The organism is Paenibacillus sp. CECT 9249, from assembly GCF_918697855.1.
In the GTDB taxonomy this organism is placed as follows: domain Bacteria; phylum Bacillota; class Bacilli; order Paenibacillales; family Paenibacillaceae; genus MSJ-34.
Genome location: NZ_CAKKLI010000029.1, coordinates 1 through 13,070 on the forward strand (window position 1 = coordinate 1; position 13,070 = coordinate 13,070).

11 protein-coding genes are annotated in these 13,070 nt (G+C 55.2%); 1 reads left to right on the forward strand and 10 read right to left on the reverse strand.

Annotated elements, in window-relative coordinates; genetic code table 11:
• Positions 1-512: 512 nt before the first annotated feature.
• From LQ229_RS18330 to LQ229_RS18375, 10 genes are read right to left on the reverse strand one after another with little or no spacing between them, the layout of a single operon-like run.
• Complete coding sequence (locus LQ229_RS18330; protein WP_230192521.1) at positions 513-1,880, reverse strand: (Fe-S)-binding protein; 1,368 nt, start codon at positions 1,878-1,880, stop codon at positions 513-515.
• Positions 1,881-1,939: 59 nt separating this feature from the next.
• Positions 1,940-3,355, reverse strand: coding sequence for an FAD-linked oxidase C-terminal domain-containing protein (locus tag LQ229_RS18335; protein WP_230192498.1), 1,416 nt, complete (start codon positions 3,353-3,355; stop codon positions 1,940-1,942).
• Positions 3,356-3,400: 45 nt separating this feature from the next.
• Entirely contained in the window at positions 3,401-4,258 is an 858-nt protein-coding gene (locus LQ229_RS18340; RefSeq protein ID WP_230192522.1) for a MurR/RpiR family transcriptional regulator, read from the reverse strand.
• Positions 4,259-4,299: 41 nt separating this feature from the next.
• The gene (locus LQ229_RS18345; RefSeq protein ID WP_230192499.1) at positions 4,300-5,010 is read right to left on the reverse strand and encodes a PIG-L family deacetylase; all 711 of its coding nucleotides are present in this window, start codon (positions 5,008-5,010) and stop codon (positions 4,300-4,302) included.
• A gap of 30 nt (positions 5,011-5,040) precedes the next feature.
• Entirely contained in the window at positions 5,041-5,913 is an 873-nt protein-coding gene (locus LQ229_RS18350; protein ID WP_230192500.1) for a carbohydrate ABC transporter permease, read from the reverse strand.
• Positions 5,913-6,869, reverse strand: coding sequence for a sugar ABC transporter permease (locus LQ229_RS18355; RefSeq protein WP_230192501.1), 957 nt, complete (start codon positions 6,867-6,869; stop codon positions 5,913-5,915). The genes LQ229_RS18350 and LQ229_RS18355 overlap by 1 nt, the downstream gene beginning before the upstream one ends.
• Positions 6,866-8,161 (reverse strand): ABC transporter substrate-binding protein, encoded by a 1,296-nt coding sequence (locus tag LQ229_RS18360; protein WP_230192502.1) that lies wholly within the window; start codon positions 8,159-8,161, stop codon positions 6,866-6,868. Before LQ229_RS18360 ends, LQ229_RS18355 begins: the two co-directional genes overlap by 4 nt.
• A gap of 46 nt (positions 8,162-8,207) precedes the next feature.
• A complete protein-coding gene (locus tag LQ229_RS18365; protein WP_216539690.1) occupies positions 8,208-9,161 on the reverse strand; it encodes a GNAT family N-acetyltransferase in 954 nt (317 codons plus the stop codon).
• Positions 9,162-9,179: 18 nt separating this feature from the next.
• The gene (locus LQ229_RS18370) at positions 9,180-10,295 is read right to left on the reverse strand and encodes a serine hydrolase domain-containing protein (protein ID WP_216539689.1); all 1,116 of its coding nucleotides are present in this window, start codon (positions 10,293-10,295) and stop codon (positions 9,180-9,182) included.
• A 16-nt stretch (positions 10,296-10,311) separates the two neighbouring features.
• A complete protein-coding gene (locus LQ229_RS18375) occupies positions 10,312-11,520 on the reverse strand; it encodes a DUF1343 domain-containing protein (RefSeq protein WP_356711253.1) in 1,209 nt (402 codons plus the stop codon).
• 247 nt (positions 11,521-11,767) lie between these two features.
• On the opposite strand from LQ229_RS18375, the gene LQ229_RS18380 reads away from it, so the two are divergent.
• The gene (locus LQ229_RS18380; protein ID WP_230192503.1) at positions 11,768-12,733 is read left to right on the forward strand and encodes a BadF/BadG/BcrA/BcrD ATPase family protein; all 966 of its coding nucleotides are present in this window, start codon (positions 11,768-11,770) and stop codon (positions 12,731-12,733) included.
• Positions 12,734-13,070: the final 337 nt, after the last annotated feature.

Here is a 13,070-nt window from a genome sequence, read left to right on the forward strand (position 1 = left end):
AAATTCAACAAATGGGTTATGAAGTAGAGCTACGTGAGATAGTCCCAGCATAACTGTAACTTTATGGATATTAATGTTGCTTAGGAAACCTTTTCGGTCCAAGGGACTTTAGCGCTTTAATGTTAAAGAGTTTATTTTCGTACAAAAAGTCGCGGTTTGTGCAATAGGGTTGCATCTAGAGATTGCTATCCGGACCGTACGGCCGTTATGATGCGTCCAAATCGCTTATTTGCTGTTTAGGCGGGCATTGGTTTCGTTATCCGTTCGTCGAGTGTTTGTTCTTGCACTTTTGCCGCGAATATAGGATCGTCTGTCCGCAAACGGTCCGAAATCGGGCCGTTTGTTACAATTAACTGATCCTGAATCTGCGAATTTGTAGAGGAGGGCGGTAGAATGAATGTGAAGAAGCACAGTAATCCATACAGCTGTTTTCGTATTGCTAAGAAAAGTTAACACCGATAGGCGCCAACAAGAAAAAACGACCGGCAACCATAGGCAGTTGCCGGTCGTACTTATTTACTCAGCCGATCGTACAGGAAATCGACGATATGGACGGCCTGCATTCGCTCCCCGAGCTTGGCCCGCTCGATGCCGAGCTTCATTTGCAACAGGCAGCCCGGATTGCTTGTAAGCAAATAATGCGCCCCGGTGTCGGCGACATGCTCCATCTTATGATCCAGTATTTGCGTCGACATTTGCGGCTGCAGCAAATTATAGATGCCGGCCGAACCGCAGCACGTATCGGCGCCGGCAAGTTCCACAAAACGAATTCCCTCGACCCGGCTCATCAGATCGCGCGGCGCGTTGCCTACTCGCATGACGTTGCGCAAATGGCATGAATCCTGATACGTGACGATCGTCGGCGACGGGGGAGCGGCGGCCGGAGGAGCGGTTGCCGCGGCCGCTTCGTTCGATGCTGCCGCCCGCCCTTCCACTGCCGACTCCCCAGCGGCATCCGCGAACTTCGGAATTCGCCCTTTCTCCATAATGATCTGCGACACATCCTTGACGCGGGCGGCGAACCATGCGCCGAGTTCGGCCCACTCCGGGTCGTCCCGCAGCAAATGATCGTACTCGATCAGCAATGCCCCGCAGCCGCCGGCGTTCGACACGATATAATCGACGCCCGCGTCGCGGAAAGCCCGAATATTCCGCTTTGCGAGTTCCTTCGCTTGCTCCATCTCGCCGCTATGCGCATGGAGCGCGCCGCAGCAGTTCTGCGTATCCGGGATGACGACGTCAAACCCGGCTTCGGTCAGCAGCTTGACGGTATTGACGTTCGTTTCCGCAAACAGCACGTCCATGATGCAGCCCCGGAACATTCCGGCCTTGCCCGCGGGACGCCCGCCGGTTGCAGGAACATGCGTGCCGAGCCGCTCCACGACGCCTTGGGACGAGGCGTCGGGCAAGATTGACTCCATCTCGCGCATCGATGGCGGGAACATGCGCAGCGCGCCCGATTTGCGCGCGAACCGGCGCAGGCCGGAGCGCTGGTAGAAAGCGAGCACGCCGCCTACCTTGCGCATGCGGCGCTGCTGCGGGAACAATTGGCGAAACGCCGTGCGGCGCAGCGCCCGAACCCACCAACGGCGCGGCTCGTGCCGCTCGATCGCATCGCGGGTTTGCTCCAGCAGATGCCCGTATTGGACATCGGCCGGGCAGACCGGCTCACAAGCGCGGCAGCCCAAGCATAAGTCCATCTGCGCTTGAAACGACTCGTCCGGGTCCATCATTCCGTCGACGACCGCTTTCATGAGCGCGATACGGCCGCGCGGCGACGCCGCTTCGATGCCGGTCTCCTGAAACGTCGGACAAGCCGGCTGGCAAAATCCGCAGCGCATGCAATTCGTCAACTCGTCGTAGCTCAACGTCAGCTTCATACGCTCCGCCAATTCCTTGTTCTTCCCCGTTGCAACGGAATTCGGCCTCGTCGTCGTATTCATCGCTGCACCACCACTCTTTTACGGGTTTCTTTGGCGAATATTTTGCCCGGATTCATAATATTGTTCGGATCGAACGCGTTCTTAATATTTTTCATTAATGCAATGCCCGCTTCGCCGACCTTCCATTCCAAATAAGGGGCTTTCACCGCACCGACCCCATGCTCCCCGGTGATCGTTCCTCCCATCTCGATCGCCGCCTCGAAGATTTCGGCGAAAGCGAGCTCCACCCGTTCGATTTCTTCCGGATCGCGGGCGTCGGTCGTACAGGTCGGATGCAAGTTGCCGTCGCCGGCATGGCCGAACGTGCAAATATGCACATTGTACTTGCGCGCGATCTCGTTAATGCGCACGACCATGTCGGCAATCCGGGAACGGGGTACGGTCGCATCCTCCAAAATCGTCGTCGGGCGGATCCGCGCCAATGTAGACAAGGCGCTGCGCCTTGCCTTCATCAGTTTCTCCGCTTCCTCCGCCGTCTCGGCAATCTGCACGTCCGCCGCCCCTTCTTCCCGGCAAATGTCCACAATCCGCTCGATGTCTTGAAGCACGGCCGCCTGATCGCCTCCGTCCTGCTCGATCAGCAATACCGCCTCCATCTCGACGGGCAGGCCGATGCGGTTGAACTCCTCCACGACCCGCAGCGTCGGATTGTCGATAAACTCCAGCGTGGACGGAATGATCCCGCTGCCGACGATGCGCGAAACCGTGCGCGCCGCCGCATAAATATCCTGATAGAGCGCGAGCATCGTCCGCTTATATTTCGGCGCCGGAATCAATTTGACCGTCGCTTCCGTCACGATGGCCAGCGTTCCTTCCGATCCGACCAGCAGCTTCGTCAAATCGTAGCCGGCCACATCTTTGTACAGCTTGCCTCCCGTTCGAATGATTTCGCCCGAAGGAAGCACCGCCTCCAATCCGATTACGTAATCTTTGGTCGTGCCGTATTTCAAGCCGCGCAGTCCTCCCGCGCATTCCATAATATTGCCGCCTAACGTAGATATCGTCATTGAGCTCGGATCCGGCGGGTAGAATAAACCGAGCCTTTCGACCGCTTCGTGAAACCGTTTCGTGTTCAGCCCCGGCTGAAACGTTGCGGTCAAATTATCGCGGTCGATTTCAACCAGCTTGTTCATCCTGCTCATCGCCATGACGATTCCGCCTTCCACCGGAACCGTGCCGGCGCATAAATTGCTGCCCGCTCCCCGGCCGACGATCGGAATTCGATGCTCGTTCGCCGTCCGCAAAATCGCGGCGACCTCCTCGGTCGTGCCGGGATAGATGACCCCGTCCGGCAAGCTTTGATACATAGGCGTCGCATCGTACGAATGGGTAATCAAGCTTTCCGCATCGTCCTTGAAATGCGCTTCGCCCACAATATCGCGCAGCCTCCGTTTGACGTCTTCGCTCAACATACCGTTTCCCTCCCCGTCTCATCCAGCCTTCTTCTTCGCTGCGGTTTATTTCCCGCTTCTTCCGGTCAAATCGTTGATCGCGGACCTGCTCTTCTCCAAATATTGCACCGAATGGTCGTAATCTCTGCTGGCCACGCCGAGATACAATATATCGACGACATTCAGTTGCGTAATCCGGGACGAGGTCGCGCCGCTGCGAATTTCGTTTTCCGTGGAGGACGTATACAGCGGGATGTCGGCGACCGTACTAAGCGGGGTCGTGCCGTACTTGGAAATGCCGATCGTTACGGCTCCCGCCCGCTTCGCGTTCTGCAAGCTCGCAATGACATGCTCGGTTTCCCCCGAATAGGAGATGCCTACCGCAACGTCCTTGTTCGTAAGGGCCACCGAGGAGCCGAGCTGCAAATGCGGATCCGCAAAACAAAGGCTTGTCTTGTTAATCCGCATAAATTTATGCTGCGCGTCCATGGCGATTAAATTGGACGCGCCCAATCCGTAGAAATAAATCCGCTCCGCGGCGCAAATCGCATCCACCGCTTTCGTAATCATGCCGGCGTCCAAAATTTTAACCGTATCGCGTATCGATTGAATGTTATTGTTGGACACATGTTGAATAATCGTTTCCATCGAATCGTGGGGGCGAATTTCCTGATAGGAATAGACCTGTTCGCCCCCTTGCAGATCTCCGGCCACCTTCAGCATTAAATCTTTATAGCCTTTCAAGCCCATCGACTTGCACAGCCGAATGATCGCCGCCTGGCTTCCGCCGCTGTAGCGCGCCAATTCGGCAACCGACATTCCGACCATCTTCTCGGGGTAATCCAAAATATATTGCGCCACTTTTTTCTCCGACGGTGTAAGATCCTCTATAATTTCCCTTAGTCTGACGAGTCCCCCATTCATTCGATTTTCCATTCCTCCTTCAATCGGCACAATCGTTTCGCTTATTCGAAAAATTGCACCCGCTTCGTCAATGCGCCCCGCGGGACGGCGAACGCTTGCGCCCGCTTGAATCCGGCCGGCGCCCCGCGCACGACGGTCAGCGCTTTATAATATTCGATGAACGGAAAGCCCGACGTCTCGCCGCGCGCATAAGCGTATACGTTCATCGCTTTGACCCACGCCTCGTACGCTTCTTCCGGAATGTCGACGAACACCTCGGGATGGAAATCGTACGGATCTTCCCAGTTGTCGGCATAATACAATTTGCCCGCAAAATGGGCCGGAAGCTCGCGCTGAATCGTTTTGAGCGCCGCGTAGAAACGCGCGTCTTCCACAATGTAATGCGTATTCGCGTGATCTTTATGAATGCTGCCTTTCCAATGCGTAATGATGATGTCGGGCTTCACTTCGCGAATGACGTCCGCCACTTCGTACTTCACTTCATCGTTCACCGGCAGCTCGGCATCCTTATAGGCCAGAAACCGCACGTCCGCTCCGACGATCTCCGCAAACCGATGCGCTTCTTCGACCTTCTGCTTGGCGTAATCCTCCGGCGACAGGCGGGGATGCCCTTTCTCTCCCGGCGTCAAATGCAGGAAGGTCGCCCGATGTCCCGCTTGCGTATATTTCGCGATGACCGCTCCCGCCGTCAAATCCATATCCCCGGCATGGCCGCCGATAGCCAAAATATGCAATCTTTTTTCGTTACTCATCGCAAAAACTCCTTTAGTATGAAATGTTTTTTACTTCATTCCGGAATTCATCATGCCGCGCACATAATACTTTTGCAAAAACACGAATACGATCAAAATCGGCAGCGTGCTGACGACAAGCGCCGCCATCACGAGCGGCTGCGTTAACGCAGGGTCCAGATGGCTTTTTAGCATTTGAACGCCGACCGGCAACGTCGCAAGGTCTTGATTGACCGAATACATAAGCAAGGACCAAATAAATTCGTTCCACGATCCGATAAATTCGAAGATCGCGAGCGTCGCCAGCGCCGGTCCCGTCATCGGCAGCACCAGTTGAAAGAAAATGCGCAGTTCCGACGCGCCGTCCAGCCTTGCCGCTTCGATATAGGCGTCATTGATGCCCATAATGAATTGCCGCATCAGGAAGATGCCGAACGCGCTCACCGCAAACGGCAAAATGAGCGCCAAAGGCGTGGCGGCCAGCCCCCCGTACCCGCCTTCGCCGAACAAATCGTTGCCGCCCGCCAGCGGGAAATGCACCATAATATAAAAATTCGGAATTAAAAACAGAAAAGCGGGAAACATCATCGTCGATAAGACAAAACGGAAAATCAAATTCCTGCCCTTGAATCTGAGCTTTGTCAGCGCGTAACCGCCCATGGCGCTCGTCAGCAGCACCAGCACGGTCGTCGAAACGGACTTGACGATGCTGTTCTTGAACAGCAGGCCGAGATTCAGCTTCTCGATCGCATTCGCATAATTGTCCCATTGAAATTGTTCCGGCAGCAGCGTGTAATGAATGTTGTTGTACTCCGCCGCCCCTTTAAAGGAAGAGAAGAGCATATCGAGAAAAGGGAATACCATCACGATGCTTCCGACGATAATGAACGTGTACGAGAACCATGGAAAAATTCGCGGTTTCATCAGTAGCTCTCCACTCCCCCCTGCTTAAAAAACGCAAGCTGAACGACCGTAATCGCAAATATGCAGACGAACAGGACGAACGCCATCGCGCTGGCCGTTCCCCAATTGCCGAAGGAGAAGGCTTGCAAATACATTTCCAGGCCGCCTACATTCGTCGCATTGCCCGGCCCTCCGTTCTTCGTCATCACCATCGTTAGCGTATAGGATTGCAATCCGCCGATAAACGACGTAATCAGGACGAACAAGATGGAAGGCTTGAGCAGCGGCAGCGTAATGCGGCGGAAGATCGGCCAGACTCCCGCTCCTTCCAATGTGGCCGCTTCGTAGAAATCGTCGGGTATCCCCTTCAGTCCGGCGGTTAGAATCAGCATGGAGCTGCCGATGCCGAGCCAGCCGCCCACGACGATAATCGAACCGAGCGCAATGTCGGGATTGTCGAGAAAATTGACTGTCGCAATGCCGAACCAGGATAAAATTTCGTTAATGAGGCCGTTCGTAGGATTGTACATATACAGCCAAATGTTCCCGATCGCAACGACCGTCGTCACGGTCGGCAAAAAATACAGGGTGCGCCAAAAACCTTCGAAACGCAGCCTCGTAATGGTATAGGAAACGAATAATGCGCAAAAAAACGAAATGGCCACCGTACCAAATGCAAACAAAAACGTATTCGTTAAAATCGGGTGCAAAAAAGTCGAATCGCCTGTCAAAATAGCCTTGTAGTTGTGCAAACCGACCCACTTCATTTCCGCCAAATCGAAGCCGCCCCACTCGTTGAAGCTCAAGTACAATGAAAATGCCAGCGGCAGCAGCAAAAAGATCGCGTAAAAAACGAGGATGGGAGACAAAAACGCATATCCGACAACGCCTTCCTTATTTCGCCTTTTGCCTGCCATGCCGTACCCCCTTCCCGCGGCCGTACGGTTGATCCGCTGTCGTCCGGCCGCGAATGTCATTCGCCTAACTTCGCTTGAATGTCCCTGTTGGCATTTTCCGCTGCTTCTTCGGGCGTGGTTTTGCCTGCCCACATATTCTCGATTTCCCGATACAAAATGTTTTGGATCTCCGAGCCTGTCGGCGGATTTTGCTCATGCACCGCATAGTCGAGCGCATCGGTAAACACCTTCATGATCGGATCGGTTTTCAACTTTTCCTGGATCGGAGCCGATTCCAAATCGCTTTTGCGCGTGGAGATCGAGTTGAAGGCATCGAGCAAAAAGCTTCCTTCCGCCGTCATGCCGTCCTTAAACGCTTCCGTATTGAACCATTTCAGAAATTTCCAAGCCTCTTCCTGATGTTTCGATTTGCTGTTGACGCCCCACGCCCAAGTGTAGGCGAGAGAGCCTTGCGCCGTACCGTCGGGCGAAGGAAGCGGCGCCGCGCCCACATTGGCGAAGTTTTCCTTCATTAACGTCTTTAACGATCCGGCCCACCAGCCAGCGCCTACGGTCATCGCCACTTGCTCGGTTCCGAACGCCTTCGTCGGATTGATGCCGATATCGGATATGCCGTTATTGCCGTATATTTTGGAGTATAATTCCAGCGTTTTTTTTGCAGCATCCGAGTTCGCCTGCGCCGTTGTCAAATCTTCGGAGAGCAGCGTTCCGCCCGCCGTCGCCATAAGGGCCATAAACGGTTGATCGACAATTCCCGCGTAACTCCGTTGGAAGCCGAATCCTTGAACCAGCGTTTTGCCGGATCCGTCCTTCCGGTTGATCTTCTCCGCCATAGCCAGAAGCTCATCCCATGTTGCAGGCGGATTATCGAATCCGGCTTCTTTCAACAGCTTCTTGTTGTAAAATAAACCGTATGTCTGCACTTCCGTCGGATAGCCGAACACTTTGCCGTTCAAGGAAGCGCCGCGGACGGCGGCGTCCGGATAATTCGCCTTGACATCCGTGACGACATCGTCGGGCGCGTCGGCGAGCACTTTATTTTTGATCAATTGCCCTCCCCACAGCGCGTAGACGTGAACGATGTCCGCCACTTGTCCGGCCGTTTGCTTGGACATGATCGTCGGCAGCAATTGTTCGAATTCCACCGGAGTCAGCTTTACTTGAATATCGGGGTTGGCCTTATTCCATTCGTCGATATAAGGCTTCAGTTTCTCCTCGTTCGATCCGGCATAATGCGAGAGCAGCGCAAGCGTAACTTTGCCCTTCTTGGCCCCCGTCTCCTTGTTGCCGCCGCAAGCGGCCGTGGCGATCATCAGTATAAGCGCCAGCACAGCGATAAACGTCTTTTTCATTGAGGCATTCCTCCGTTCCTCGATTAGGAAAATGAAAACGAGACGATCAAATCGGCTTCCATACAATATCGAAGCGACGGGTCGTACGAAAGCCGACCTTCTTGTAAAGGCGGCCGGCGGCGCTTTCTTCGCCGGTCCATAGAAACCAGGCGCCGTGCAAAGCTTGCGCCCGCATATTCGCCAAACAGTCGTACAGCAGAATTTTGCCGAGTCCTTTGCCTTGTTCTTGCGGATCGACGCCGAACGGCCCGAATCGTTCGCGGACCAATTCGTATCCCCCATGCATACAGAAGCCGACAAGCGTTTGTTGCCGCCTTGCGATCAAAATTTGTTCCAACGGCAAACCTTGCAAAATGCCTTCGCGAATCGCTCTCCCCCAATCCGGATTAAAGACGTCCGAGGCGAACCGGATCAATTCGTACAGGTCGCGGTCCTCCGCCTGCCGGAACGTATAGCCTTCCGCTATGCGAGTTCGCTTCAGTTCCGCCGCTTCGTCCGGAATTTCGAAATCCACGAGCGACATATCCATGGCGACGGCGGAATATTGCCGGGCAAATCCGTTCTTTTCCAAAAAAAGCTTGCCTTCGGGATAATGCTCGGCATCGATCCCGGGAACGACGTAATTGGGAGCGTAAGAGGAGAAGAATACTTTGGTTCGGCCGCATTCCCGTAAAAATTCAATAGCCTCCTGCAGCAGCCTGCCGGCAATCCCCTGTCTTTCGCGATGTTTCGCCGTGAAAAAGAACGGGATCCACCCGTGAGCCGGCTCGAGCTCCGTGCCGACCATCGGCAGCAATCGGCGGACGGCATAAAGGCAGCCGACCAGTTCCTCTCCCTCAAATGCAAGCCGCAGCCCTTGTGGATCGAAGTTCGGATCGAGCAGAACAAGGTTGCGGAATCTTCGGCGCGTCATCAAATCTTTCGTCAAACGCCGGTTCCATAAGGCGACAATCGCCGGCTCGTCGCCCGGTTGATACGTTCTAAAGCTTATTGCCTGCATGATGATTCCTCCTCGTAGTTACGCTTCCATCGCGGCTGCGATGGAGGCCGCCGCGTCGTGGAAATTTTGGCGAAGCTCGGCAATGGAGACATGCCTGCCGAAATGAACGCGGTTCGTTAACAATACGGCGGTAAACCGCTTGGCGGGATCGATCCATAGGCTCGTTCCCGTAAATCCGGTATGCCCGTAGCAGCTATCCGACATCGAACCGCCAGAGGCGTCCCACCGGTCGCCTTTGAGCACCCATCCGAGCCCGCGGTTGGCGCCCTCGATCGCTTGCGTCCACGATGCGGTTGCCAGCTTCACGGTTTCGCCCGAGAGAAGGCGCCCGCCTTCGCCTACTCCGCCGTTCAGCCACATGTCGGCATAGCGGCTCAGATCGAACGCCGTGGAGAACAGCCCGGCGTGCCCGCTGACGCCGCCGAGCGCCGCGGCATTGTCGTCGTGCACAACCCCTTGACGGTACGCGCCAGCCCGCTCGTCGAATTCGGTTGCGGCAACGTCTCCCCATCGCTCCGCCGCAGGGCAGTAGCAACTGTCCTTCATGCCGAGCGGTTCGAATATATACCGACTTGCCGCTTCCCGCAGCGGCAAGTCGAATAGGCGGGACGCGATTTCCCCGAGCAGAATGAAGCCGAGATCGCTGTAAATCATTGAGCGGTCAGGCTCTTCGTCCGGCGGCAAACCGCAAATATAAGCGATCGTTTCGTCCCGTGAAAGGCCGAGCGAATGGAGATCGCGGTGCGCTGGCAGTCCGGACGTATGGGTGAGCAGTTGCCGGATCGTAATTCGCCCTTTGCCGTGCGCCGCCAACTCGGGGATATAATCCGCCGCAGGTTGCTCCAGGCGGGCCATCCCCCGCTCGATCGCAATGAGAATAAGCGGCAGCGTCACGACGACTTTCGTTAATGAGGCGCAATCGTACAACGTATGATGCTGTGCGGGCACCGCCCCGGCTCCCGTCCGGGCATATCCGGCCGCGAATTCGACCCGGCCGCCGCGGCAGGATACCGCTGCGGTCGCGCCGGGAATGTGGCCGGATTCGATCGCCAGCTTGAGGACGTTCCATGCTTCCCGCAGCTTGCCAGAGTTCGTCGCTTTCGTCCCGTTTGCTTCGTATGGCGGATTCGTCATAGCATTCGATCCTTCCTTAATAGATAAGGAACGGTTTGCGCAGCTCGCTCCACCCGGCGCAATCCCGCTTCCAGCTTTCGACGATTTGCGCAAGTCCTGCTGCGGTATGCACTGTCGTGCGGACCGCATCGCTGCCTGACAATAAATCGATGAAGTATCGCGCGGCCGAGCGATCCGCCGGTTGGTTCGGCGCAAGCCATTCGAAACGATCTCCATGCAAATTGATCGTATGATGCAATAAGTGCAGCGCGGTAACGGCGGATTCATACGTTCCGGGATCGGTAACGAACGTCATCACTCCGTTGCACAGGTCTCCCTGATGTTTCGAGAACATCGGGGTGAACGTAACCGGGTGGAAACGTACGCCCGGCAACTCGAGCCCGTTCATCGTGCGGCATAGCTGCACGCTGTCCAGCCATGGCGCGCCGATCATCTCGAACGGCTTCGTCGTTCCGCGCCCTTCCGACAAATTCGTGCCTTCGAACAGGCAGTTGCCCGTATAGACCCGAACCGTCTCCATTGTCGGAATGTTGGGGGACGGCATCAGCCACGGAAGCCCCGTATCGGGATATTCCATATCCCGGTTCCAGTTTTGCAGCGGCACGATGTGCAAGTCGCAAGGAGTATCGGATTGACCGTTCACAAGCCGCGCGAATTCGCCAATCGTCAGCCCCGTGCTCGCCGGAATACGCCATGCGCCTACCATGGAACGGTATCCGTCCTCCAACAATCCTCCTTCGATGCGGTTGCCGCCGAGCGGATTGGGACGGTCAAGCACAATGAAGCTTTTGCCGTATTGCGCGCAGGCCTCCATCGTATAGACCAACGTCGAGAGATATGTATAGAAGCGGACGCCCAAGTCCTGTATATCGAATACGATGGCGTCGATATCCGCAAGCATCTCCTCCGTCGGTTTGCGATGTTTGCCGTACAGGCTGTACACCTTGATTCCGGTCTGCGGATCAATTTCGTCCTCGAACAACAAACCGGCCTGCCTCTCGCCGCGGATGCCGTGCTCGCAAGCGAACATCGCGGCAAATTCGGCTTGCTTCAAATGGGAACAAACGTCGATCGTCGACTCGAACCGGGAATTGAAACCCGTCGGACTGGTCAACAGCCCGAACCGCTTGCCTGCAAGCAGTTGTTCCCCGATATCTTGCCACTGATCCGCCCCGGTCAGAACGGTCCTTGTCACGGCGATCCCCTCCAAAATCGTAGTAGTCAAGCTATTTGTTTGCGCTTTCACCAAGATTATAATCGCTATAAAATAATATTTCAATAATTAATTTTGTTTTGAAATTTTATTTAATTATAAATATTTATTTTACAATTACTTATATTAGCGGGAACAGGCTGTTATTACACGAAATTTTATTTCATAGATTTATTGAATATATAAAATTTTCATTTTACATCTTGGCGGAGTTTCGCGTATACTCAAGTCAACACATTGCGTTTACGGGGGGAAATCAATGCGGTATGTGATCGGAATCGACGGCGGAGGGACGAAAACGGAAGCCGTCATCATGAATTTGTCCGGAGAAATCGCCGGCAGCTTCGAAGTCGGCGCCACGAATCCGAACGCGGTTTCTTATGACGTTGCCAGAGACAATTTATATCGTCTGCTAGATTGCTGCTTCAACGACGCAGGCATGGCCGCGGCCGACTGTTTGGCGGTAAGTCTCGGCCTTTCCGGCGTCGACCGCGCGGAAGAACGGGAGAAGATAGCGGCAAGCTTGCGCGAATACGGCGATCGGCATGGATGCTCCTGCGACATCCTGATTCATAACGATGCGGAAATCGCGTTAATGGCCGCTTTGGGCCATGCTCGGGGAATTATTGCCATCAGCGGAACCGGCGCGATCGTCTTCGGCGTTGCACCGGACGGCATGCGCTACCGCACGGGCGGCTGGGGTCATATTCTCGGGGACCAGGGGAGCGGTTACGATATCGGCCTTTCCGTGCTGCAGGCGGTGATGCGAAGCTATGACGGCGTATGCCCCGAGACGGCGTTAACCGGACTCGTGCTCGAGAAGCACGGATTCTCCAGTCCGGAACAACTGCGCACCTATATTTACCAACCGCATATTCAAAAAGCGAATATCGCCGAATACGCCCATCTATGCATTCGAGCGGCAGAGACGATGCAGGACGCCGCCGCCCGGCAAATCGTCGAGAAGGCGGCCCGGGAATTGGCGGCGTTAACCAACGCTTTGCGCGGCAAGCATCCGTACTTCGCAGACGCTCCGGTTGCGGCGACGGGTTCGATTTTCAAGCATTCCGAACTGTTCCGCGACACATATCGGCGCTGCTTGAACGAATGGAACGAGCAGCGCCGGCTCGGCCGCCGCACCGACGTCGCGATCTCCGAGCGCAAACCCGCGCACGGCGCCGCCTTGCTGGCCTTGCAAGCGGCCGCGCAGGCGGGCGAGCGCTAGGGCGGCCGCTGTCGCTCTGCCGTCTTGCACGTTGGCCGCACGCTAATGCCAGCCAGTGCCGAACGAGGCATGTTGTACGGAATACAACATACTAGAGCGAACGGCGCCGGATCCGCCCTCTATGTTGTATAAAGTGCAGCATAACCACGAATTTTCCGCCATTTTCCCTAAACGAAGCTTATTATGCTGTATTTTGTGCAACATGATCGCCGATCCGTTCGAAAAGAGCAGCTTATGTTGTACAAAGTACAACATAAGCCACCGCAATCGCATAATTCGGCCCTGTTCGATTCGGCATGCAAGTCGTTTGTTTCGGCAAGCACCTATATTTCTATAT